The 22,357-nt window shown below is 38.8% G+C and carries 28 protein-coding genes; 6 read left to right on the top strand and 22 right to left on the bottom strand.

Going from position 1 to position 22,357, the window contains the following annotated elements; genetic code table 11:
- The first annotated feature begins 215 nt into the window (after positions 1-215).
- Complete coding sequence (locus ATG70_RS06085; RefSeq protein WP_098443456.1) at positions 216-2,105, top strand: DEAD/DEAH box helicase; 1,890 nt, start codon at positions 216-218, stop codon at positions 2,103-2,105.
- A 53-nt stretch (positions 2,106-2,158) separates the two neighbouring features.
- Entirely contained in the window at positions 2,159-2,485 is a 327-nt protein-coding gene (locus ATG70_RS06080; protein WP_098443455.1) for a hypothetical protein, read from the top strand.
- Between the two features lie 147 nt (positions 2,486-2,632).
- Here ATG70_RS06080 and ATG70_RS06075 read toward each other — a convergent pair whose 3' ends face one another.
- From ATG70_RS06075 to ATG70_RS06020, 13 genes are all read right to left on the bottom strand, one after another.
- A complete protein-coding gene (locus ATG70_RS06075; protein ID WP_098443454.1) occupies positions 2,633-3,463 on the bottom strand; it encodes an HNH endonuclease in 831 nt (276 codons plus the stop codon).
- 294 nt (positions 3,464-3,757) lie between these two features.
- A complete protein-coding gene (locus ATG70_RS06070; RefSeq protein WP_098443453.1) occupies positions 3,758-4,300 on the bottom strand; it encodes a site-specific integrase in 543 nt (180 codons plus the stop codon).
- Complete coding sequence (locus ATG70_RS06065) at positions 4,297-4,752, bottom strand: ArpU family phage packaging/lysis transcriptional regulator (RefSeq protein WP_098443452.1); 456 nt, start codon at positions 4,750-4,752, stop codon at positions 4,297-4,299. Before ATG70_RS06065 ends, ATG70_RS06070 begins: the two co-directional genes overlap by 4 nt.
- A gap of 367 nt (positions 4,753-5,119) precedes the next feature.
- A complete protein-coding gene (locus ATG70_RS06060) occupies positions 5,120-5,308 on the bottom strand; it encodes an XtrA/YqaO family protein (protein ID WP_098443451.1) in 189 nt (62 codons plus the stop codon).
- An 89-nt stretch (positions 5,309-5,397) separates the two neighbouring features.
- A complete protein-coding gene (locus ATG70_RS22400) occupies positions 5,398-5,562 on the bottom strand; it encodes a hypothetical protein (protein WP_179886199.1) in 165 nt (54 codons plus the stop codon).
- A gap of 37 nt (positions 5,563-5,599) precedes the next feature.
- Complete coding sequence (locus ATG70_RS22395) at positions 5,600-5,737, bottom strand: hypothetical protein (RefSeq protein ID WP_179886198.1); 138 nt, start codon at positions 5,735-5,737, stop codon at positions 5,600-5,602.
- Positions 5,738-5,918: 181 nt separating this feature from the next.
- The gene (locus tag ATG70_RS06055) at positions 5,919-6,731 is read right to left on the bottom strand and encodes an ATP-binding protein (protein WP_098443450.1); all 813 of its coding nucleotides are present in this window, start codon (positions 6,729-6,731) and stop codon (positions 5,919-5,921) included.
- Positions 6,732-6,745: 14 nt separating this feature from the next.
- Entirely contained in the window at positions 6,746-7,567 is an 822-nt protein-coding gene (locus ATG70_RS06050; protein ID WP_098443449.1) for a hypothetical protein, read from the bottom strand.
- Positions 7,568-7,906: 339 nt separating this feature from the next.
- Positions 7,907-8,101: a hypothetical protein gene (locus ATG70_RS06040; protein ID WP_098443447.1), complete on the bottom strand. Its 195-nt coding sequence runs from the start codon at positions 8,099-8,101 to the stop codon at positions 7,907-7,909.
- A 94-nt stretch (positions 8,102-8,195) separates the two neighbouring features.
- A complete protein-coding gene (locus ATG70_RS06035) occupies positions 8,196-8,534 on the bottom strand; it encodes a hypothetical protein (protein WP_098443446.1) in 339 nt (112 codons plus the stop codon).
- A gap of 173 nt (positions 8,535-8,707) precedes the next feature.
- On the bottom strand, positions 8,708-9,229 hold the full coding sequence (locus ATG70_RS06030; protein WP_098443445.1) for a helix-turn-helix domain-containing protein: 522 nt from the start codon (positions 9,227-9,229) through the stop codon (positions 8,708-8,710).
- A gap of 64 nt (positions 9,230-9,293) precedes the next feature.
- Complete coding sequence (locus ATG70_RS06025) at positions 9,294-9,563, bottom strand: group-specific protein (RefSeq protein ID WP_098443444.1); 270 nt, start codon at positions 9,561-9,563, stop codon at positions 9,294-9,296.
- A complete protein-coding gene (locus tag ATG70_RS06020) occupies positions 9,564-9,800 on the bottom strand; it encodes a helix-turn-helix transcriptional regulator (protein ID WP_098443443.1) in 237 nt (78 codons plus the stop codon).
- 148 nt (positions 9,801-9,948) lie between these two features.
- Between ATG70_RS06020 and ATG70_RS06015 the strand changes: the two genes are divergently transcribed.
- The 3 genes from ATG70_RS06015 (at position 9,949) to ATG70_RS06005 (ending at position 12,113) form a co-directional block, all read left to right on the top strand.
- Positions 9,949-10,386, top strand: coding sequence for a helix-turn-helix domain-containing protein (locus ATG70_RS06015; RefSeq protein ID WP_098443442.1), 438 nt, complete (start codon positions 9,949-9,951; stop codon positions 10,384-10,386).
- A gap of 100 nt (positions 10,387-10,486) precedes the next feature.
- On the top strand, positions 10,487-10,987 hold the full coding sequence (locus tag ATG70_RS06010; RefSeq protein WP_098443441.1) for an ImmA/IrrE family metallo-endopeptidase: 501 nt from the start codon (positions 10,487-10,489) through the stop codon (positions 10,985-10,987).
- A complete protein-coding gene (locus ATG70_RS06005; RefSeq protein WP_098443440.1) occupies positions 10,971-12,113 on the top strand; it encodes a site-specific integrase in 1,143 nt (380 codons plus the stop codon). The genes ATG70_RS06010 and ATG70_RS06005 overlap by 17 nt, the downstream gene beginning before the upstream one ends.
- A 143-nt stretch (positions 12,114-12,256) precedes the next feature.
- Here ATG70_RS06005 and glnA read toward each other — a convergent pair whose 3' ends face one another.
- The 6 genes from glnA to ATG70_RS05975 form a co-directional block, all read right to left on the bottom strand.
- On the bottom strand, positions 12,257-13,594 hold the full coding sequence (gene glnA, locus ATG70_RS06000; protein ID WP_098443439.1) for a type I glutamate--ammonia ligase: 1,338 nt from the start codon (positions 13,592-13,594) through the stop codon (positions 12,257-12,259).
- Between the two features lie 276 nt (positions 13,595-13,870).
- Positions 13,871-15,139, bottom strand: a complete 1,269-nt coding sequence (locus tag ATG70_RS05995) for a methionine gamma-lyase family protein (RefSeq protein WP_098443438.1) — start codon at positions 15,137-15,139, stop codon at positions 13,871-13,873.
- Between the two features lie 12 nt (positions 15,140-15,151).
- Positions 15,152-16,414: a GTPase HflX gene (hflX, locus tag ATG70_RS05990; protein WP_098443437.1), complete on the bottom strand. Its 1,263-nt coding sequence runs from the start codon at positions 16,412-16,414 to the stop codon at positions 15,152-15,154.
- 55 nt (positions 16,415-16,469) lie between these two features.
- On the bottom strand, positions 16,470-17,396 hold the full coding sequence (gene spoVK, locus ATG70_RS05985; protein ID WP_098445736.1) for a stage V sporulation protein K: 927 nt from the start codon (positions 17,394-17,396) through the stop codon (positions 16,470-16,472).
- 90 nt (positions 17,397-17,486) lie between these two features.
- Positions 17,487-17,843 (bottom strand): hypothetical protein, encoded by a 357-nt coding sequence (locus ATG70_RS05980; protein WP_098443436.1) that lies wholly within the window; start codon positions 17,841-17,843, stop codon positions 17,487-17,489.
- Positions 17,844-17,857: 14 nt separating this feature from the next.
- Positions 17,858-18,043 carry a cold-shock protein gene (locus ATG70_RS05975; RefSeq protein ID WP_098443435.1) on the bottom strand — a complete coding sequence of 62 codons (186 nt, stop codon included), beginning with the start codon at positions 18,041-18,043 and terminating at the stop codon, positions 17,858-17,860.
- A 128-nt stretch (positions 18,044-18,171) separates the two neighbouring features.
- On the opposite strand from ATG70_RS05975, the gene ATG70_RS05970 reads away from it, so the two are divergent.
- Positions 18,172-19,152, top strand: coding sequence for a tyrosine-type recombinase/integrase (locus ATG70_RS05970; RefSeq protein WP_179886196.1), 981 nt, complete (start codon positions 18,172-18,174; stop codon positions 19,150-19,152).
- Positions 19,153-19,204: 52 nt separating this feature from the next.
- On the opposite strand, the gene hfq is transcribed toward ATG70_RS05970, so the two are convergent.
- Genes hfq through mutL form a run of 3 tightly spaced genes read right to left on the bottom strand, consistent with a single transcriptional unit; the run spans position 19,205 to position 22,351 of the window.
- Complete coding sequence (gene hfq / locus ATG70_RS05965; protein WP_048309744.1) at positions 19,205-19,438, bottom strand: RNA chaperone Hfq; 234 nt, start codon at positions 19,436-19,438, stop codon at positions 19,205-19,207.
- Between the two features lie 46 nt (positions 19,439-19,484).
- Entirely contained in the window at positions 19,485-20,429 is a 945-nt protein-coding gene (gene miaA / locus ATG70_RS05960; protein ID WP_142329560.1) for a tRNA (adenosine(37)-N6)-dimethylallyltransferase MiaA, read from the bottom strand.
- A gap of 38 nt (positions 20,430-20,467) precedes the next feature.
- Positions 20,468-22,351, bottom strand: a complete 1,884-nt coding sequence (mutL, locus tag ATG70_RS05955; protein ID WP_098443433.1) for a DNA mismatch repair endonuclease MutL — start codon at positions 22,349-22,351, stop codon at positions 20,468-20,470.
- Positions 22,352-22,357 lie beyond the last annotated feature (6 nt).

Here is a 22,357-nt window from a genome sequence, read left to right as displayed (position 1 = left end):
TTCTATTTTTTTACATACTAATTACCCATATCTTATATTGTGTTTAACTCATCTAATCCTTTAAACACACGGTATACCTTCAGCTAAATGATTAATGATTACTAATTACACAATGTATTAATATAAAGAATTAGAGTTAACATTTTGAAATTTTTAACAATATTTCTTGTTTTTGAGGTATAATCTTTGTGACAATATTTTTAGGGGGTACTAATATGGCTTTTAGTTACGATGAAGATTACTTCATGAAAACGGTACCATTTATTTATGGAAATGAAAACTTAAGAGAACCTCAGGTACAAGGTTACTATCATGTATACGACCATTTTGTTGTAAAACAAAAGAAATCTCATGCAGTTATTGTTTTACCTACCGGCGTAGGAAAAACCGGGCTTATGTCAATTCTTCCGTACAGTATCAGTCAAGGTAGAGTATTAATAATTGCTCCTCAAATTGTAATTAAGGAAACTGTTATAGATGCTCTTAACCCTGATAAACCAGAAAACTTTTGGATTAAAAGACATGTATTTGACAGACCTCAACAATTACCTGCCCTAATTGAATTTGAAGGTTCAAAAACTAGTAAAGAAGTTTTAGAAGCTGCTAATGTTGTTGTAGTCAATATTCAGAAGTTACAGGGACGATTAGACTCTTCACCTCTTAACCATTTGCCAGAGGACTTTTTCGATATGATTATTATTGATGAAGCTCATCATTCTACTGCAAGGACTTGGGTAGAAACAATACAACATTTTTCTCAAGCAAAAGTTATTAAAGTAACAGGTACTCCTTTTAGAACTGACAAAGAAAAAATTACTGGTGACCTAGCATATAAATACAAATTAAGTCAAGCTATGGCAAATAAATATGTGAAATCGTTGGAAAACCTAACATACATCCCAGAAAAACTAATGCTAACTATTGACGATGATTCATCCAAAAAGTACTCTATAGACGAAATATACCAGATGGGTATTAAAGACGAGGATTGGGTAAGTAGATCAGTCGCGTATTCAGAAGAATGCGCTAGAAGCGTAGTCAATATGAGCGTAAAAATGCTCGAAACTAAATTAAGAGGAACTACAGTCCCTCATAAAATCATTGCAGTGGCTTCAGATATTAAACAAGCAAAAATAATCCAAGGATTATACAATGAGTATGACCTTCCTACAACTATTGTGCATAGTGATTTAAATGAACAAGAAAGGGAGAAAGCATTTTCAGATATTAAAAATCATAGAACTAAAGTAGTAATCAATGTCTCTATGTTAGGTGAAGGATATGATCATCCATATTTATCAATTGCTGCAGTTTTCCGTGCTTTTAGAAATCCCCTACCTTATGCTCAATTCGTTGGCCGAATTTTAAGATCTATTCCTGATGATGAAGTAAAAAAAGCAGATGATAACATAGGACAAATCATTTCGCATAAGCACTTAGCAATAGAACAACTTTGGGATTTTTATAAAGTAGAAATTCAAGAAAGTGAAATAATTAAGCATCTAAAAGATTTTGACATTCTCAAACCTATAATCTCAGATGTTCCCGGAAGTTCGGGTACTAGAGAATTAGATTTGGGAACGGCTACAGAAATAGGTGAAGGTAAAATCATTGGGGACGTATATTTAACTACTGAATTAATAAAACAAAAAAAATCAGAGGATAGAGCTCGTGAAAAGAAAATAATAGAACTACAGAGCGTATTGGAAATTAATAGAGAAGAAGCTGAAAGTATTGTAGATACTACTGCTAGTTCACAATCAAATATTAAACGTCCAGATTTATATTTTGCAAGTAAAAGAAAAGATATCGATGTAAGTATTAAGGAAAATATTGTACCAAATATTTTAATGAAATTTGATATTGATAAAACAACCGCTACAATTCAGGATTGTGGTTTATTCAAAAACAAATATTCCTGGATTAAGACTCGGATACGTGACAACGGTGGTATGTTAGCTGTATATTTCATGACCTACTTAAAGAATGAGATAGGTGCTAGTAAGGACAAATGGACAATAGATGACTACGATATTGCATATGAAAAACTCCCTCCAATGGTTGATTATGTAGAAAAAATTCTTGATGACTATTTAAACCAGTAAATTAATAATGTATTATAAGAAATAAATAATATAATGAAAAGGAGGGTATTTTGGTGAAGAGTGATATAAAAAACATTTTCGAATTATTACACTCCCCAGTTTTAACCCCCTATAATTTACTTGAAAACGTTAAATTGGATAATTACAAGTATGTAAATTATTACATGGGTGAGTCAGGTGTTATTTCTGAAATGAAGTGTGTTGATATTGAAGGGGAAGTAATTTATTACTACTTATTTGACAAACAAGACCACCTCTTTAAAGTGCTAATGAAAACAAGTGACGGGAAACAAGAACAATTGTTTGAAAGAGAAGATGAACTATCTAAACACCTTAATAAATACTCGTCAAGTAAATCAAATAAAACTTCAGCAGTATAATATGAAATATCTATAATTTTTTTACTGGTTTACTTTATGGCTGCTAAATGCAAAATCGTAAACCAATTATTAAAGAATTTCACATCTAAAATCATACACTAAAAGCTTGGAGGCGTAATGCATTCCAAGCTTTTTTTCATTCAAATATTACTTTGGAAGAAGACTTTCGATTTCCCAGAATCTAGCTCCAAAACTGTTATAAATTGTGCTTCTATGCCCTTTAGACTTGTTGCAATGTTCGCAAGTTAATTGGAAGTTAGTAGGATCATTAGTCCCGCCAGATTCCAATGGGATAATATGATCATAATTCTCTTTATTGTCTAAATGTAACACCTTACTCAAGTCTGTTCCACAAATTTGACATCTACCTTTATCTCTCATGAAAACACCACGTTGTAGCCACTTAGGCAAGTACTTAGACCTTTTTAAAACCCCGTCTTTTTTTAAATAGTCTGGATAGTCTTTCAATTTTAGATCTTCAATCACTTCTTGGAGCTGCTTGTTAAATTCAAATAGAAATTGCTTATTGGAAAAAATCACTGTAAATATATCACTGTTGAAAGTAGGTGCTAATTTTTCTATATAGAGGTTTAAAATCTGGTGTGCATATTGCTCTACATCATTATGATCATACTCATATACCTCTTCTTCGTCCAAACCAATAAAAGGAGGTATACCTAAATGAGAATAATCCACATCGTATATATTCATGATCTCCACTATAGGATTAATCACAGACATAGGTAAATGTTTGTCTAGTAAATATTCATACATTGTGAAATTAATAAAGTCAATGTAGTCATGTAACAAAGTTTCTTTGTGAGGCTTTGAAATTTTAGTTAACAAGTCAACATCATCATATTCTAACCATTTTTCTACTTGTAAATCATTTACACCTTGTAATTCATGTACCATATGAGCAGCATTAATCAATGCTTCATTACCATTCCAAGAATATTTACGATTCAAATTGACCACATAATACCCTCTTTCTATTTATTTCTAGAAGTTTAAAATATTTCAAATTACTTTATGGAACCTATGTCTATCATATAACTTCTAACCGCTTATATTAAAATTAACTTTATGAATATCTTTTATATTTTAACATAATAACCACTGGAGAGTCGTTTGAATTCACAAACGAAATCACATCTTATTTTAAGCTGAAATATTTATTTCAGCTTAACTATTATTTTGAATTAGCATGAGTTGTTATGAGTGAAGTCTATTTAAACATTGATGCAACATGAAACTCATAAATGTTTCTCTCTAAATTTTAAATTCTTTTATTGCTTTGTCAATTCCATCTTGCTCAATTCCAATGTACCTTAAGGTCAAAGAAGGGCTAGTATGGTTAAATATTTTTTGAAGTATTGCTACATCTTTCGTTTGTTGGTAAAAATGGTAGCCAAAGGTTTTTCTAAGAGTATGAGTTCCTATTTCAGTTATACGAACGTGTTCTGCTGCATCCCTTAGAATTTTGTAAGCCATACTTCTACCAATTGGCTTATTAATTCCCTCTCTACTTTTAAATAGGAACTCATGGTCTTTCTTATCTTCTACATATATCTTTAACTCCTTTTTTAGAACCGGTGTCATATCCAATCGCTTCTGCTTCCCGGTTTTCTTTTCTCTCATACTAAAATAAGGTCTTTTTGCATCACTTACACGAAGAGGTAAAATATCAGAAATGCGAAGCCCGCTATTGATTCCTAGAATAAACATCATATAGTCCCTTTCATTTTTTTCTTTAAGATAACGTTTAATAGCTCTGATCACTTCAGGATCTCGAATGGGCTGTACAAAATTCATCCAACGAACACCTTCTCTTTTGTCACTTCAATGTGCAAAATAAATGCCAACTTATAAAAGGCTCTTGCCTTTACTCTATAGTACTTCCTTTCACTCATGCCCAGCTCATTATAAACTTCGTAATCAAATACATCTTCTTCGTTCATATAGCGTTGAATAATGATCGACCTTTCTTGATAGGAGAGGCGATTGACAGCCTTTCTAATTTTACTAAGATACTTCCTACGAGCAACTACCTGGTCTATATTTTTGATTGCTACATTTTCTGTAGATGAATGAAATTCATTTGTATGAGTTGGAGGCACGATAGAGAAGGTTTGAGTCACTTTAGGCAAATGTTCATCTGGTTCCATAAGTAAGTAAATGGTGTATTTTTCAAGAGCTCCTTCAACAGCTGCTTTAGTTTGCTCACGATTAATTTCTGGTAGATTAAAATCAATTTGTTTTGCCATATGCCACCTCCGTTGATTTATATAAAAAAGGAACACCAACCAAACAGAAAAAACTTCTGTGTAGTTGGTGCCCCTGCGTTATGGCTCAGGACTTATATTATTTGTGACGATCCTTGATTTTTACGTAATGCTTTTGCATCCGTACATAATGGTAGTCAATACATTTGCCGTTTACCTGGTATTCATATAGAAAATGATGAAAGTGGTAAAGAACGAAATGAAAAGCGCTTTTCATTCTCCTTCCCACTCATGAGCATCCATAATAAAAGAACATTTGCTGCATTTCTTTTGAGGAATAATATTAGGTAAAACCTCAGAAACTTTGCAATCAGGACAGTAGTATTCAATCACTCCTATAGCTCCTTTCTCAAACCTTCTCAGACGTTTGGAATTCGAACCGATCTATCTTTCCTTGATATGTGAAAATCGTTGTTTTTCCATGTGATGGCAATTGTTTTGAAATTAAGTTACCATCTTTAACGATATAACAATGATCTTCTTCAAGAACCTTTGATAGATTCTCAATATCACTAATTTGTTTATGGTTTCTGTCCATCCTAAGCGCCCCTTTTGTGGTAAAATAAGAAGTAAGGGAACTTTTACCGCCTGGACGCTCAGGTGGTTTTTTTATGAAATTTTTCAAAGTTACTTTGTATTCTGTTCTTCTCTCTGTCTTGAATTTCCTCTTTCCCATTTCCAATTTATCTTTGGTCGATCTTCAGGATCATATTTACTTGGAAGATTGCGATAGTACTCGAGTCCACTATCTGATAAATAGTAAGTTATAACTTCTCCATGAGCTGAACTCATGAAAACACCACCTTAATTAATCATAGAAATTATTAATCTATTTTTCATTGGCCCATAAGTTCTCAAGTGTTGTAAGTGTTTGCTTCAGCAACCAGTTAGAATTATGCCCACTTTTCTTCAGCTTGTTTACTAAAAATTCTTTTCGTTTTGTTACTGCATTCCTCAGTTGACTCATTAACTTGCCTCCTGGTTAAAGTGCTTTTGAGAGAACCGTTTCTTCCACTCTTCAAATTCTTGTTTAGAGTGACTTGCAGAGTCACATTTCTTACAAGGATTAACCTCGGTACCAGCAAAGCTTTTTTTATAAGTGACGCCTCGATTGAAACAGTAGGAACATACCATTGAAAATACCCCTTTCAAAATGATTTTCTTCGATAATCTTTACCAGTCATTTTAAGTACGGTCGTGCCATCCATCATGCGGGAAAAGTTCCGTTCATTTACCTTTTTAGAAAGTTCATCACTAGATAAATTGGTCGTAAATATCGTATGCTTACCTGCTCGACTATCCATGACCTCAAATAACTTGGTTTGAGTCCAGTTGTCATTCTTATTCTTGGCGTTCGTATATTCTGTACCAATATCATCTAGTACCAGTAAATCTACCTTTTCAACAGCTTCTAACAGTTCTGCTTCTGAAAATTCACTGTGACTGTTATATGTGTCCTTAATTTTTGTAAGAAGCTTTGGAACTGAGAGAAAAAGTCCTGAATAGCCTTTATCTAATAGCGCTCGAACTGCTGCATATGATAAGTGACTTTTCCCCGTTCCATATGAACCTGCAAGAAGAAGGTTTTCAGGATTGGAACTTTTGAATTCCTTAACAAATTCTTCTACGGTTTCCTTTGCATCTATAAGCTGTTTGTTAGTAGGTTCATAGTTTTCAAAAGTAGCTCTTTGTAAACTACGGTTTACTAGAGAGTTTTGATTGAAAATTGCTTTTGTTTTCCGTTCAAGCATAGCTGACTGGACTTTTCTGCTTTCTTTAGCCAATCGCTTTTCTTCACATTTGCACCCTTTGAAAGCTCTGAAAAGCTTTCCTGCTTCAGGTCCAAGTGCAACGGTTCCTTCCACTTCGTTAACTATCTCACCACAACCTGAACATTTAATTTGGCGAAGCACCTTCATCGGGGCTATTTTTGTTTTTAACAAAGATGATGTTTCTTTCATAACTCTCCCTCCAATCAAAATCCATAATCATATTTTTGCTCATCTTGCTGTTCTGGCTTTCGAAACGGGCGAACATTACTCACTTTTTCAGATTGTTGCAATCGATAATGATGGGCAAGGATAACCTTCTTGCAATAAGCGAACGAATTTATCTCATCACCATGATAGGCAGCTGTAAAATCCCTAAAAGCTTGGTCAATTCCCTGTACTGCTTCTTCGATCGAAACACCTGCTTTTAATACTGCTTGAACGTGTTGGTAATCGGAGACCTTGGGAGGCATGCCCGGTTTCCCTCGTACTACCATGTAATAATCTAGCAAGTAATCAGCATTGGACTGTGATTCGTTTTTTTGAGGTTTATTATTAACTACAACAACATTACTAATATCTTTATTAGATTGGACACTTTTGTCCATTCCAGAGTGGTCATTTATGTCCTCTCTCTTATTAAGAGGAGACACTTTTGTCTTATCACTATTTTCAGATTGGACATTTTTGTCCAACCTCTTTTTCTTTTGAATAAATCCTCTTTTTGAATTTTTAACTGTTAAAATTAACCCATATGGGGCTCTAGTTACTTTTATATATTCGTGCTTTTCCAGTACGTCTAACCATCGACGTATCGTCTTATCACTAACTCCAAACACAATTGAAAGTTCTCCTAGCTTCATAGGCTTATTTCCTAAAACAACACCCCACACAGTTCCTTCTCTATCTATTTCATCTGTGGTTGAGCTCACAGCCCAAAGAAAGAGCCACAAGCTTGAGCCGATGTTTTGATAATGTGTCGGATCCAATATGCCAGAATAAGTAGAAAACGGATAACTCTCAGACATTTTCCTCCTCCTTACATGGACTGACGATTATTTAGTTTTTGTTCCTGATTTGATATAACACGAAGCATACATACCTTTAATTCGTACAAAGGTAAGCTCAGGGTAGTTTTTCTTAATGTAATTTGATACATAGGACTTAAAATATTGCCTTTGAGTTTGCTTTTTATGGATACGTCTAACAACTGATAAATAATGAAGGGGTATAGGAATGGCAATCTCTGTTTTTCCAGACTTCACATATATGCCTCCCAGAGTGTATTTGATTTTGATAGGGTCTTGGAGTAAAATTAAAATAAGATGATTAATCACAAGACCCTGAATGATCGCGTTGCAGCGCGGTCATTTTTTGTTTGCAGGTAAATCTAGCTCATCTATACGATAAATTAGCAAAATACAGTCATCCGCTTCTGTCGTAGAAAACTTTATATCTACGATTTCAAGATCAGGATTTTCTTTTAGCCAGCAATTCGCTCTTGTTTCATTACAGAACGTTTTTAGCTGTATACATCCTGACAACTCAGCTTGTCCTAACATCATTTCAACACCTTTCAAATTTTTGTATTTACAATAAATTCAATTAGTGGTATTTTATTGATAATTAATTACGTCAAAGATTGACAGTGAGCTTTTAGCTTGCTGTATTTTTTTGTTTCAATGGATTGTTATTGTATTGAAATATTCGCTTTTGCTCTTTTATCCAAAAAGCTAGGGTAAAATAAGTATCCGCCTTGATCTTTCTTCGTTCCTGGTAAAACTGCCATCCTCGAAAGTTTAATGCTCTTTTTAGATACTCTAATTCCATCCCATCAAACTTTATGACTCCATTAGAGCTTTCTTTCATTTTGTTGTATGCAATGTCAAACTGTTTCAGAGCCCATCCCTTTAACTTATCTCTATACTCACACATAGCTTCAACAGCCATGTTTCTCTCTACTGGCAATAATCTAAAACTAGCTTTAGTCTCCATTATTTAACCTCCTTAATTCGATGATTTAGCTCTTTTTTATAACTAAGCAATCGGTTATATCTGTATGGATTTTGATAACGCGTTGGATGAATTGCTGTATATTCAGCTACTTTTTTTGTGTAATAAAAAATGCTTTCAGAAAATGCCTTCAATCAGTACGCCCCCTAATTCTTCTAACCTTTCATATATCCACGAGAAATGAGTTTCTTTTTATGAGTTAGCCACATTTCAGCCCATGAAATAGAATATTCCTTACAAATAACAGCAATATAGTGATTCAATGCGATAATGGCATCCATCGCTTGAATGACTGATTCCTTCACATCATTAAATTGAAATGGCTCTACTTTTCTCGGATGGTTTACTAGATTTGTTTTATTAATCGCAATTAGAGCCTCTTGTAACTCTTCCTGGGCCTTACATTTAACACTTGATCGATGAAGATCAATATCCTCACCATCAAGCCTTCCGCTTCCCCAGCCTGTATATTCTGCTGCAGCAGTCATCCCCACAAATGGGTTGTTATGACTTTCAGCAAAATATTTCACCAAATCAGGCTGTACACGATATTCTCCATTCTCTTGTTTAGAAACTGCTTCACGAGAAGTATGCAAATCCATGGATAATGCCAATTGCGTCATACCGGTTTCTTTTCTTGCAGATCGCACTTCAGAAGCTGACCTACCATTTGACATTAAAATTGACCACCTTTCTCCCAATATTTATGTTGTTAATGGATAAAATAAACTTAGAAAGTATTTAACGAGTGTTTTGTTCACTCAACCACATGAGCAAGAAATCTTTTGTATCTCCAGATGGAAAGTACCACTTTTGCCCTACTTTGTATTTCTTAAAGCGTGGGTCAAAGAAGAACTTCTCCTGGATCGATCCCCAGGACATACAAGTTCGCTTTTGAAGCTCTTTTGCATCCCAGAAAACTCGCTCAGCATCAATTTGTTTTATCTTTTCTTCAACTTTTTGAAGATAAAGCTGTTTTGCTTCCTGATCATCTATTTGGATGTTTAGCACTTAGTTCACCTCTTTTAATTTAGTTTGTTTATGCTTCATTTCGGGACAATACAGATCAAAAAAAATAGTCCATTTAAACTTTAATACGAAAGCAATTTTCTTTGCAGTCTCAACGCTCGGATCTCTTGTCCCTACTTCAATATTAGAATAAGCGCTGCGACTTACGCCAGATAAAGTTGACACTTCTTCTTGAGTCATTTTTAATTTTTTTCTTTTATTAATTAACCAATTTCTCATTTGCTCACCTCCTACGCTTCATAATGAAGCATCTTAAGTACAATATAATGCTTCTTTATGAAGAAGTCAACACTTTTTGTCCCGTTTTGAAGCAATTGTTCAGTGTTTCAATTTGAAGCGTTATAATACTTTATGTAGGAGGTGTACAATGTTTGGTGAAAGACTAGCTTCTTTACGTAAATTAAATAAAATAACACAAGTTGATTTGGCTAAGAAACTTGGCATTCCTCGAAGTACATATTCAAACTATGAAGCAGGAAAGCGCCAAGCTGATTATGAAACTCTTCAAAAAATCGCTGAGTACTTTGAAGTAACGACAGATTATCTTTTGGGAAGAACAGATGATTATAAATCAACTGCTTCAAATAAGCCAAACTTTGATTCACTTAGTGAAATTAATAAGATACTAACTGATTTGGGCGTTACAGATTTTTTTATGCACAATATTGATGATTGGAAGAACCTAACACCTGTACAGGTAGAAGAACTTAGAAAGGATTTTGAATCTTTTCTAGAGTATAAAGCTTTTGAAGCAAAGAAAATGCGATCTAATTCTGATGACGATTCTTCAAATAAGAAAAGTTAAAAATAAATTATACATATAACTCGTTTTTAAGCGTTCGTATGTATAATTTATTTTTAATCTTAAAGCGAACATATATTCGCTTAATTGTAGGAGTGTTAAAATGTCTATATCGTATACATCCTCCCCACTCGAGTCATGGGTTTCCAACTGGTATCTAAAAATGAACATTTACAAACCATCAGACATTAGTATCCATAATATTTGTAAGATTCACAGAATTTTTTATTCTGAGAAGCCTCTACCCTCATACTCAAAACAGAATGGAAACTTTAAAATCATTTCTGTTGATAGTCGATTATCCATTGAAAAGCAGCATGAAGTAGCATTTCATGAGCTCTGTCATATCCTTCGCCATGCAGGAATGCAAGGAATGATGCCTGAAGCTTTTAGAGAGCTTCAAGAACGAGATGCCAGGCATTTTACGAAATACGCTTCTATTCCACATCATATGATCTCAGATCTTGATCTCGATAGTCCTAATATTATTGAGCAAATGTCTTCTACATTTAAGGTTTCACAAGAACTATGTGTAGAACGGTTATTACAAATAAAAAAGAAAACGTTTCATTCAAGGAGGGGTTGTCATGGCTACATATCGTAAACGAGGAGAAAAATGGGAGTACAGAATTTCATACAAAGACCCCTTTACACAAAAACATAAATTAAAATCTAAAGGAGGCTTTAAAACAAAACGGGAAGCACAGCATGCTGCCTCACAAGAAAAAGCCAAACTTAATGCTGGATTTGAAGTAGACAACACTTCTCTTCTTCTAGAGCATTATCTTAACGACTGGCTGGTTAATTACAAATCTGGAGTGGTGAGGAAAAATACTTATGATATTCATGAAAGAAATATAAATAAGCACATATTACCTTATTTTAAAAAGATTAATTTAGTAGATTTGAAGCCGGTAATGTATCAAAAATTCTTAAACAGTCTTACAAACTACGGATATAGTAAGCGTACGATTGAAATTATCCATACAACAATGGCAAATGCGATGAAGAAAGCAGTAACGCTAGGTAAGATTGAGAGAAGTCCTTGCGAAGGAGTTGATATCAAAGGGAAGGAAAAAGAGAGATCTGAATTAAAATATATGGATTCTGAAGATATTCATGATTTTTTACAAGAAGCTTATAAGTATGGCTATGAGTATTGGATCTTCTTTAAGGTACTCATAGAGACTGGGATGCGAAAAGGTGAAGCTGCTGCTCTCCAGTGGACAGATCTCGACTTAAAAGTAGGAACTATTACTATTAATAAGACACTAGATTTCAAAGCACGTTCAAAAGAAGAATTGTTTGGAGACACTAAAACCTTTAATTCAAAGAGAACTATTACAATAAGTAAGAGTTTAATCAATGATCTCCACTTTCATAAGAAACAACAAAATCAAAATAAATTAGCACTTAATGAAATTTATCACCACGATTTGAACCTGGTCCTCTGTCGTAATAACGGGAACATTATGCCGAAGTCTAGTTTGTTTAATGCATTTAATCGGATACTAAAAAGAACGAACAAAACGAAGTTGCCTATCCACTCTCTCCGCCATACACATGCTGTATTACTTTTAGAAGCTGGTGCAGATATGAAATATGTCCAGAATCGTTTGGGTCATGGAAGTATGGAAATTACATCAAACGTTTATGCACACGTTAGTAAAAAAATCGAGACAGATACACTGGAGAGATATGAGGAATACATGAAGAATATATTGAAATGATTTTGGCCAATCTTTTGGTCAAAATCTTTTTTTTGAACTTTTTTTGGTCATTTTTTGGTCAAAACAACCACTTTCAAGAAAAAGTGGTTTTGACCAAAATAAGAAAAACCCCTTAATACTAGTCGTATCAAGGGGTTTGGCTCTTAGTAAGTCGTCATATACTGTTCGCGTTCCCAAGGGTGTACTTGCGTACGGAACATATCCCATTCGATCTCTTTTGCTTCGATGAAGTGCTCAGCTGCGTGCTCGCCTAGTGCTTTCATCATGACTTCGTCTTTCTTAAGAAGTTCAAGCGCATCGTGTAGTGTTGCTGGAAGGTCTGTGATGCCTTCTTCAACGCGTTCTTGCTTATCCATCACGTAGATGTTGCGCTCTGTTGGAGCTGGTGGCGTCATTTTGTTCTTGATGCCGTCAAGTCCAGCTGCAAGTAGGGCTGCCATTGCAAGGTACGGGTTCGCAGATGGATCTACGCTACGCACTTCGATACGTGTGCTGATTCCGCGGGAAGCAGGAACACGGATAAGCGGGCTACGGTTACGAAGAGACCATGCTACGTAGCATGGAGCTTCGTAACCAGGTACTAGACGCTTGTAAGAGTTAATTGTTGGGTTTGTGATCGCTGTGAATGCTTCAGCATGCTTCATTGTTCCAGCAATGAATTGACGTGCTGTTTCGCTTAGACCAATCTCATCTTTCGGCTCGTAGAATGCATTTTCGCCGTCTTTAAAGAGGGACATGTTTGCATGCATCCCAGATCCGTTAACACCGAATAGTGGCTTCGGCATGAACGTTGCGTGCAGGCCGTGCTGACGAGCAATTGTTTTAACTGCTAGCTTAAACGTCTGGATGTTGTCACATGTTGTAAGAGCATCAGCGTATTTAAAGTCAATTTCGTGCTGTCCTGGCGCTACTTCATGGTGAGATGCTTCGATTTCAAAGCCCATGTCTTCAAGCTCAAGAACGATATCACGACGGCAGTTTTCACCAAGGTCTGTTGGTGCGAGGTCGAAGTATCCGCCTTTGTCGTTAAGTTCAAGCGTTGGTTCACCGTTTTCGTCCATTTTGAATAAGAAGAATTCTGGCTCAGGTCCAATGTTGAAGTCAGAGAATCCAAGGTCTTCCATTTCTTTAAGAACGCGTTTTAGAACTGAACGAGGATCCCCTTCGAATGGCGTGCCATCCGGGCTGTAGATGTCACAAATTAGACGAGCGACTCTTCCTTTTTCAGATGACCATGGGAAGACTACCCATGAATCAAGATCCGGGTAAAGATACATATCGGATTCCTCGATGCGTACGAAACCTTCGATCGAAGAACCGTCAAACATCATTTTATTATCAAGAGCTTTCTCAAGCTGATCAACTGGAATTTCAACGTTCTTAATAATCCCTAGTAGGTCAGTAAACTGCAAGCGAATGAACTTAACGTTCTCGTCCTGCGCCATTTTCTTAATATCGTCTGTTGTGAATTTGTTCGCCATGTAAAATGAATCCTCCTTAAGAAATAAAAAGATTTAGTGAATGCTTTGGATAACCGAGTGCTTCACGTCTTAACGCTCTTTTGCTCTCTCCACTTGAGGACAGTTTCAAGCAATTCTAAAATTCAGAATCGCATTAACATTCGAAATTGCCGCTCCCTTCTTCACTTACTCTCATCATACACGAATGTTTACGTTATCGTGTTAACGTACGTGAGATAATCTCACATGCTTTTTCGCGCAAAAAAAGATAGGGAATGAAATCCCTACCTTTTACCCTTATGAAACAGTAATCAAACCTTTTTTCAACAAATCATCAACGGCACGAAGCACGCTGATTTTCACGTGTTCAAACGTTAGGCCGCCTTGAACGTACGCAACGTAAGGTGGTCTTAACGGTCCGTCAGCTGATAATTCAAGGCTCGCTCCTTGAATAAATGTTCCCGCTGCCATGATGACATCATCCTCGTACCCTGGCATATAGGCAGGTTCAGGACGAACATGTGCATTGACCGGAGATGCCGCCTGGATCGCCTGACAAAACGCAACCATTCGCTCTCTGTCATCGAACTGAACCGATTGAATGAGGTCGGTTCGCTTGCTGTTCCAATGTGGCGTTGTATTAAATCCAGCTTCTTCAAGTAGGGCTGAGCTATACACAGCGCCTTTGACCGCTTGACCAACCGTGTGTGGTGCGAGGAAGATGCCTTGATACATTTCCTGCAGGGAATAAAGCGATGCCCCTACTTCTCTCCCGATTCCAGGAGACGTTAAGCGATAACCGCAAAGCTCAATTAAATCTTCTCTCCCTACAAGGTAACCGCCCGTTTTGACGATACCTGCGCCAGGGTTTTTAATTAGTGATCCTGCAATAAGATCGGCCCCAACATGACATGGCTCCTGCTCTTCCACAAACTCACCGTAACAGTTATCAACGAAAACGATCACATCTTCTTTGATTGATTTTACAAAAGCAATCATCTCTTCGATTTCAGAGATCGTAAACGATGGACGGTTCGCATAGCCTTTCGAACGCTGAATGCCAATCATTTTTGTTTGGGCTGTGATCGCGTTTCGAACAGCATCAAAATCCACTGCTTCATCCAATAAAGGAATCGCTTGATAGCCAATGTGAAAGTCCTTCAATGAACCATTACCTTCTCCACGAGTGCCAACGATTTCTTCTAACGTATCGTACGGTGCACCGGTGATATAGAGAAGCTCATCGTTTGGACGCAGTACGCCGAATAGCGCGGTTGAGATCGCATGCGTACCAGAGACGATTTGAGGTCTTACGAGTCCTGCTTCGCCGCCGAATACGTCCGCATAAAGCTGTTCAAGCGTATCTCTTCCTGTATCGTCATAGCCGTAGCCTGTAGATGGTGTGAAATGAAAGTCGCTAATGCGATTTTTGTGAAATGCCTCAAGAACGCGGTATTGATTTGCTTCAACTCGCGCATCGATTTCTCTTAAAACCGGCTGAATTTTTTCTTCAGCCTGATGTGATAGTGTTTTTAGTTCTTCTTGATGTGTAAAATTCATAAACATAGTTTTCTACTCCTAGTCGTTGTTCCACTCGTTAATGATCCTCTTGTATAAATGTTCCGGAGCGTATCCCTTACATCTGTAGTGATCTTTTTCTTCATCCCACTTCCGCTCAATCAAAACAGTATTACGCTGCAAGTAAGCGAGCTTGTCGCCCTGGTCCGCATTAATCGAAATCGAGAAATACTCCATCTGCTTTAACACTTCGCTTTGTAGACGGTCGTTTAATCGCTTTAAATCAGCTTGCTTTAGAGCTGAGATGAGAATCTGTTCATTCACGCTACTTTGCACAGACGGATCCGCTCGATCGATTTTATTAAAGACGGTAAGGACGGGAATGTGCGACGCTTTTAAATCCTTTAATAGCTTTAGCACGATTTCTTCATGACGTTCCCGATCGGGATGGGACGCATCAATGACATGCAGAATTAAATCCGCTTCTGTTGCTTCTTCAAGCGTTGATTTAAACGAAGCGACAAGCGTTGTTGGGAGGTCCTGAATGAACCCTACCGTGTCTGTTAACAACACATTGTAACCATTCGGAAGCTTCAGCTGTCTTGTCATCGGATCAAGTGTCGCAAATAGCTTGTCCTCTTCATAGGAATCGGCTTTCGTGAGTCGATTAAAAATCGTTGATTTCCCTGCGTTCGTATACCCGACCAACGCCACTTGAAGCGTTTCGTTCCGCTTTCGTCGCGCGCGGTACTGATCACGGTGTTTCACCGTATTGTCAAGTTGACGCTTCAGATCTGTGATGCGGTTCCTGATGTAACGACGATCCGTTTCAAGCTTCGTTTCACCTGGGCCTCTTGTACCAATACCGCCTCCAAGCCTTGATAAGGACGTACCCTGTCCTGCAAGGCGCGGCAGCATGTATTGAAGCTGAGCGAGCTCAACCTGAAGCATGCCTTCTCGTGATCTCGCTCGCTGTGCGAAAATATCTAAAATGAGCTGTGTACGGTCAATGACTCTTGCGTCTAACGCTTCTGATAAGTTTCGAAGCTGACTTGGAGAGAGCTCACTATTGAAGATCACGATCGTTGCTTCTTTTTCTTCAATGAACGACGCCAGCTCTTCCACTTTCCCTTTTCCTATAAACGTTGCCGAATGAATACGCTCCCGCTTTTGTGAGAGCGTTCCTTCCACGACGCCACCTGCCGTCTCTGTTAAAGCCGCAAGTTCATCCATCGTATATGCAAACTGTTCATCTGTTTGATTTTGAAGCTGAATGCCGATCAAAATCGCCGGTTCAGCTGCTTCAATTCGTTCTTTATTCAAATGTACGTTCCCTGCCTTTATCAATCAGTCTGTTCCCATCATACCAGATGCGCATTTAATCTTCTATAGGGATGTCTTCTGGTAAGAGCAGCTCGAGCGCTGAGCGATCAATGACGTCTGCCTGAAGCAAGCGGACCGCTTGCTTTCGGATTGCTTTTTCAATAATGTTCCGAACAAAGCGACCGTTGCTAAATGCACTTGTTTCTCGCTCACGCTTTTTCACAAAGCTTTGCTTTAGCTTCCACTCCGTCTCTCTTGAAAACCGGTACTGTCTCTCTGCCGCCATCTTTTTTGCGATCTCAAGCAGCTGCTCATTTGAATAATCCGGAAAATCAATCACAAGTGGAAACCGCGACGGCAAGCCAGGATTTAGCGAGAGAAAGTGCTCCATTTCATCTGAATAGCCCGCTAGAATCAGGATAAAGTCTTTGTGGTGATCTTCCATCGCCTTTACAAGCGTATCGATCGCTTCTTTTCCAAAATCTTTCTCGCCACCACGCGCAAGTGAATACGCTTCATCAATAAATAGAATGCCGCCTTTTGCTTTCTTAACAAGCTCTCTCGTTTTTTGAGCGGTATGACCAATGTATTCCCCAACAAGATCGGCCCGCTCCACTTCAATCAGATGTCCCTTAGAAAGAACGTTCATCTCAAGAAAAAGCGTTCCTAACAGGCGGGCTACCGTTGTTTTCCCTGTGCCGGGATTTCCTTTGAACATCATATGAAGCGCCTGCGTATTTTGTTTTAAGCCATTTTCCTCTCTGCACTTGTTCACATAAAGCCATGCATACACTTCTTTTAGTAAGTATTTCATTTCTTTTAACCCGATTAGCTGTTCCATTTCCTGCTGAATTCGCTCAAGCGGCATATGCTTTTTCGTTGCTTGACTTAGTGCGCCATCCGCCGTCTCTTGTAGTCCTTCCGTCTGACGAAGGACGATATTAATTTGACCTTTTCGCTGCGTTACGGTTTGCTGCACGATGCTCACCTCGCTTTAATCTGACACGATAGTATACGCACCTGCCCAGAATCCGTGACAAACGCCCAAAAGAAAAACACTCCTTAAGAGTGTTTAACTTGTTCCGATCCGATCAACAAAGGATTCAGGAATATGAATTTTCTGTTCGCCTCTCTTCGCTTCATACGATCTGTACCGAGTGAGCACATCACCCTTTTCAACGACGTCAATCTCAAGCACATGCCCATCTGAACGTTCGAGCATCTTCATGAATATATCGTCTTCGTGGAGCGTATATAAAACAAAACGACTTCTTAAATAAGAAACCTCTTTCTTTTGCACTTCAGGAAGTTCGGTAAAAACGTCATAAAAGTGCTGCATGGAGGCAACGTGCTTCCCTTTTCCCGCTGCTTTCGTCACGCTAACAATTTGTTCAGCTTTATCCCTAATTTTCTCAACAATTTTATTCATGTGTTCCCCCATGATTATTTAATTTCTGGTAGGTTTCGAACTTCACTCATCATCTCAGCGCCACACAAAGGGCAAGCTGGTGTATCAGAAAACGAGTAATCGGCTCGCATCCAGCCAGCACAATCTCCACTCGCACAAGACCAGACGTCCGTATCTACTTCTGGAATAGGTTCCTGCTGCTGTTTTGAAAAAAAGGCCATGTCTAACCGCTCCTTTACGATTTGGTTATCAATAGTATTTCCAATTATCCCAAAAACATGTAACCCAATGTAAAACAACACGTGCACTGATTTTGTTATAATGGAACAAAATGAGAGGTGGTCATCGAATGGAGCTTTTTAATCAGCCGCTTCCAGACTTTCTAGAAGCGTACCTGCAGTCGCTCGAACGAAAAGGACGCAAGGCATCTACACTCCGCCGCTATCGCTATGACCTCGTTGATTTTACCGTCTGGCATCGTACTCTCCATCGAAAGGTCGATTTCGAGAATTTTCGTAATCTCACAACGGAGCAGCTACAGGAGTATATTCGCTATTTGCACCTTGAGCGTCACTATTCAGAACGAACATTAAAGAGAATTATGACTGTACTAAATCAAGTATATCGTTATTATATGTCGTTAAATCGAACAAAGACCAATCCAATGAAAGAAGTCGTCCTACCTACCAATGAAGATGCCGGTTATATCGAGACCGATTTTCTCAAAGAAGAAGAAGCGCAAAAACTTCTTGAGACGATCGTGTCACTTGAAGATTTAACGGACAACCAGCTAAGAGCACGAGAATTTCTGATTGATCGGAATTTGATCATCGCCAGGCTTTTCCTCAATTATGGTTTAACGTTACAAGAGCTATCTGCTCTTTCTATGAAAGATCTTTCTTTCGAACAAAATGAACTAATCGTCACTTCGGCTTCCGGAAAACGCACCGTTCATCTAAATCCTGAGCACAAAAAAATCTTGTTCGATTATTATCATACGATTCCCGCACCCGTTAGACCAAGGCTGCATAGCGATGATCCGCTGTTTGTTTCATTTGATTTTCAGCGCCAAACGTATCGGTGGAGTTATGAAGTGGATCGTCCGAAGCGGCTAACCGAAATCGCGATTCAAAAAATGATTCGCCTTGAAGTTCAGCGTGCTGGCTTGCGAAAAGGCGTATCTGCTCAGCATATGAGACGAACATGCGTCATTAAAGCCATTGAAAATGATCTTTCCGTCGACCAGCTGCGCACGCAGTTTGGATTAAAAGCCGATCTCACACTGAAACGCTACTTCGATTACATGGAAAAACAACAAATCTCATCATAGTAATATGAAAAAGTCCCTCATCCTGCTTTTACCAGAACGAGGGACTATGTGTTTACTTGTCAGATTCAAAATTTATTTCAACGGATCGCTGTGGAGCGAACGTAGAAATGGCGTGTTTGTAAATCAACTGCTGTTTTCCATCGGACTCAAGGATAATCGTGAAATTATCAAATCCTTTAATTGTCCCTTTTAGCTGAAATCCGTTAAGCAGGTACACCGTTACAAAAACGTTGTCTTTTCTTAATTGGTTCAGGAATTGATCCTGGATGTTAATTTGCTGCTTCATTGTCAGTCCTCCTCTTTTTCTCTAAAGGCATTCCTTAACTACATTTCTATCTTTCTGCTAACTTTCCTGCAACAACTTTCAAGATTTCTTGAATTTTTTCTTCAGGATGCGCGGTCATGTTGTACCAGTCCATGCCCATCTGATGACGAAACCACGTTAATTGCCGCTTTGCATATCGCCTTGAGTTCTGCTTTAACTCGAGGACCGCATCTTCTAATGAAACACGCTCTTCAAGATAATTGTAGATTTCCTTGTAGCCAATTGCCTGTACCGATTGACAGTGACGAACGCCATCATGATAAAGTTGCTGGGCTTCTTCAAGTAGTCCAGCCTCCATCATCAGATCGACACGCTTGTTAATGCGCTCATAAAGCACATCGCGATCCATCGTAAGACCGACATTGACAAGATTGTAAGGAGACTCCTCAGGTAATGCATCTTTTGAAGCAGAGACCGGTTCACCCGTTACGTGATACACTTCTAATGCTCGAATCACTCTTCGCACATTGTTTGGATGAATCGCTTCGTAACTCACAGGATCAACGTCTTTTAGGCGCGCGTGAAACATGACCGGCCCTTCTTCTTCCGCTTGTTGCTCAAGCTGCTGGCGGTATGCCGGATCTTCCTTTGCTTCTGAAAAAGCGTACTGATGGGTAACGGATTTCACGTAAAGACCCGTACCCCCAGCAATAATCGGCACTTTTCCGCGGCGATTAATATCCGTAACAAGCTCGGTGGCAAGCTTTTGAAATTCAGCAGCTGAAAAACTTTCCGTTGGCTCCTTAATATCAATTAAATAATGAGGAATGCCTTCCATCTCTTCTTCTGTTACTTTCGCTGTCCCAATGTCCATGCCACGGTAAATTTGCATCGAGTCGCCGCTAATAATTTCACCGTCAAGCGCCTTCGCAAGTTCAATGCTTGTTTTTGTTTTCCCAACCGCTGTAGGACCTAAAACCGTTACTAGTTTTTGTTTAGTCATCACTCTCACGTACTTTCCTGCATTCTTTTCTCATTTCATTGTGCTCGTTACATAACCCGCTTAAACATTTTTTCCATCTCATAGGTGGAGTAATGAATAATGATCGGCCGTCCGTGTGGACAGGTATACGGATCAATGGATTGTCTAAGCGTCTCTAATAACGTAAACACTTCGTCATCACGTAAATGACGATTGGCTTTAATCGACTTTTTACAGGACATCATGATCGCCGCTTCCTCACGTAGCTTCTTCACGTCAATTCGACGGTTATCAACGACTTCCTGAATCAATTCCTCAATCGTATTTTGTTCAGCCCCTTTAGGGAACCAAACTGGATGAGCGCTCACCATATAGCTATTCGGTCCAAATGATTCTAAGAAAACGCCCACCTTCGCAAGATCATCCATCCGACTATCAATGATCGCAGACTCTGATGTGTTGTATTCGAGCGTAATCGGAACGAGAAGCTCCTGTACAACCGGGTCGATCTCGCCAACTTTTTCCCGATAGAACTCGTACTTTATCCGCTCCTGCGCGGCGTGCTGATCAATAATGTAGAGCCCATTCTCATTCTGAGCTAGGATATACGTTCCGTGCATTTGACCGATCGGATAAAGCGGCGGAATACGTGAATCACTATTGGTCTCCTTTACATAGTCCATGGCCATCTCAAGCTCGTCTCGGGTTTCGGGTGGCGGGGAATGTTTTGTAGGAGCCATCGACTCGTATTGCTCTGTTTGAATTTCTTCCTTTACGCTAAAAGGTTGAAGAAAATCTTTCTGTGGCTTCGACTGCTCTTCCGAATGTTCCACCTTCTCTGTCGTCCATTCCCGCCGAATCGGTATTTCTTCCGGCCCTTTCTCCTGAACATTGTGTTGAAACTGGAATGCCGGCTGCTCGCTTTCCTCCTCTTTTTTCTTTGGAGGAGCTTGCTCAGGAATCAGTTCAATTTGTTTGAATATCCCTTTAATCGCATTTTCAATGGCGAGCGCAAGGTCCTGTTCTTTACTGATCCGCGCTTCCAACTTTGACGGATGTACGTTCACATCAATGAGCGTTGGATTCATTTTAATATGAAGTACAACGATCGGATAGCGTCCGATTGGAAGCAGCGTATGGTAGCCCTGCTGTATTCCTTTTGATATCGGAAAGTTCTTAATGTATCGCCCGTTAATAATGAGTGAAATGTATTGACGAGAAGCGCGCGTTAACTCTGGCTTTGCCGCATAGCCACTAACAGAAAAATCAATTGTCTCTGCCTTTAACGGGAGCATTTTACGCGCCGTGTTATAGCCATAGATTGCTGCAATCACTTGCAGAAGATCGCCGTTTCCTGTCGTTGATAACAGCTTCTTCCCATTATGAAAGAAGCGAAAAGCGATCTCAGGATGAGCCATTGCCTGACGGTTTATGACGTCCGCGACGTTCGCAAGCTCGGTATGAACGGTTTTCATGTGTTTCAAGCGAGCTGGGGTGTTGTAAAACAAACCCGTAATCGTCATTTCCGTTCCTTTTCGACTGTCCGTTGCTTTAAATTCAGCTACTTTTCCTGCTTCAATTTTAACGTACGTTCCGGCCGCATCTCCCGTGGAAGTTTTCAATTCTAAGTGAGAAACCGCTGCGATACTAGGAAGAGCTTCTCCACGGAAACCGAGCGTTTCAATTTGAAACAAGTCACGCTCATTCTTGATTTTACTCGTCGCATGACGAAAGAAAGCAAGTTTGCAGTCTTCCTCATCCATGCCACTTCCATTATCTACGATGCGAATTTTGGAAAGACCGCCCTCTTCAATTTCAATTGTGATTTCACTGCTTTCTGCATCAATCGCATTCTCCACGAGTTCCTTCACAACAGAGGCCGGCCTTTCCACCACTTCACCGGCAGCTATTTTGTTTGAAAGCTGATCATCAAGCTGTACGATCTTTCCCATCTTCCT

The sequence above is a fragment of the Bacillus sp. es.036 genome (assembly GCF_002563635.1).
In the GTDB taxonomy this organism is placed as follows: domain Bacteria; phylum Bacillota; class Bacilli; order Bacillales; family Guptibacillaceae; genus Guptibacillus.
This window is presented reverse-complemented; position numbering and strand designations above follow the sequence as displayed.

Coding starts and splice junctions, on each gene's coding strand:
- ATG70_RS06085 (WP_098443456.1), top strand. CDS start 216: ATGGCTTTTAGTTACGATGAAGATTACTTCATGAAAACGGTACCATTT.
- ATG70_RS06070 (WP_098443453.1), bottom strand. CDS start 4,300: ATGAATTTTGTACAGCCCATTCGAGATCCTGAAGTGATCAGAGCTATT.
- ATG70_RS06065 (WP_098443452.1), bottom strand. CDS start 4,752: ATGGCAAAACAAATTGATTTTAATCTACCAGAAATTAATCGTGAGCAA.
- ATG70_RS06060 (WP_098443451.1), bottom strand. CDS start 5,308: ATGGACAGAAACCATAAACAAATTAGTGATATTGAGAATCTATCAAAG.
- ATG70_RS22400 (WP_179886199.1), bottom strand. CDS start 5,562: ATGAGTTCAGCTCATGGAGAAGTTATAACTTACTATTTATCAGATAGT.
- ATG70_RS22395 (WP_179886198.1), bottom strand. CDS start 5,737: ATGAGTCAACTGAGGAATGCAGTAACAAAACGAAAAGAATTTTTAGTA.
- ATG70_RS06055 (WP_098443450.1), bottom strand. CDS start 6,731: ATGAAAGAAACATCATCTTTGTTAAAAACAAAAATAGCCCCGATGAAG.
- ATG70_RS06050 (WP_098443449.1), bottom strand. CDS start 7,567: ATGTCTGAGAGTTATCCGTTTTCTACTTATTCTGGCATATTGGATCCG.
- ATG70_RS06040 (WP_098443447.1), bottom strand. CDS start 8,101: ATGTTAGGACAAGCTGAGTTGTCAGGATGTATACAGCTAAAAACGTTC.
- ATG70_RS06035 (WP_098443446.1), bottom strand. CDS start 8,534: ATGGAGACTAAAGCTAGTTTTAGATTATTGCCAGTAGAGAGAAACATG.
- ATG70_RS06030 (WP_098443445.1), bottom strand. CDS start 9,229: ATGTCAAATGGTAGGTCAGCTTCTGAAGTGCGATCTGCAAGAAAAGAA.
- ATG70_RS06020 (WP_098443443.1), bottom strand. CDS start 9,800: ATGAGAAATTGGTTAATTAATAAAAGAAAAAAATTAAAAATGACTCAA.
- ATG70_RS06015 (WP_098443442.1), top strand. CDS start 9,949: ATGTTTGGTGAAAGACTAGCTTCTTTACGTAAATTAAATAAAATAACA.
- ATG70_RS06010 (WP_098443441.1), top strand. CDS start 10,487: ATGTCTATATCGTATACATCCTCCCCACTCGAGTCATGGGTTTCCAAC.
- ATG70_RS06005 (WP_098443440.1), top strand. CDS start 10,971: ATGGCTACATATCGTAAACGAGGAGAAAAATGGGAGTACAGAATTTCA.
- glnA (WP_098443439.1), bottom strand. CDS start 13,594: ATGGCGAACAAATTCACAACAGACGATATTAAGAAAATGGCGCAGGAC.
- ATG70_RS05995 (WP_098443438.1), bottom strand. CDS start 15,139: ATGTTTATGAATTTTACACATCAAGAAGAACTAAAAACACTATCACAT.
- ATG70_RS05980 (WP_098443436.1), bottom strand. CDS start 17,843: ATGAATAAAATTGTTGAGAAAATTAGGGATAAAGCTGAACAAATTGTT.
- ATG70_RS05975 (WP_098443435.1), bottom strand. CDS start 18,043: ATGGCCTTTTTTTCAAAACAGCAGCAGGAACCTATTCCAGAAGTAGAT.
- ATG70_RS05970 (WP_179886196.1), top strand. CDS start 18,172: ATGGAGCTTTTTAATCAGCCGCTTCCAGACTTTCTAGAAGCGTACCTG.
- hfq (WP_048309744.1), bottom strand. CDS start 19,438: ATGAAGCAGCAAATTAACATCCAGGATCAATTCCTGAACCAATTAAGA.
- mutL (WP_098443433.1), bottom strand. CDS start 22,351: ATGGGAAAGATCGTACAGCTTGATGATCAGCTTTCAAACAAAATAGCT.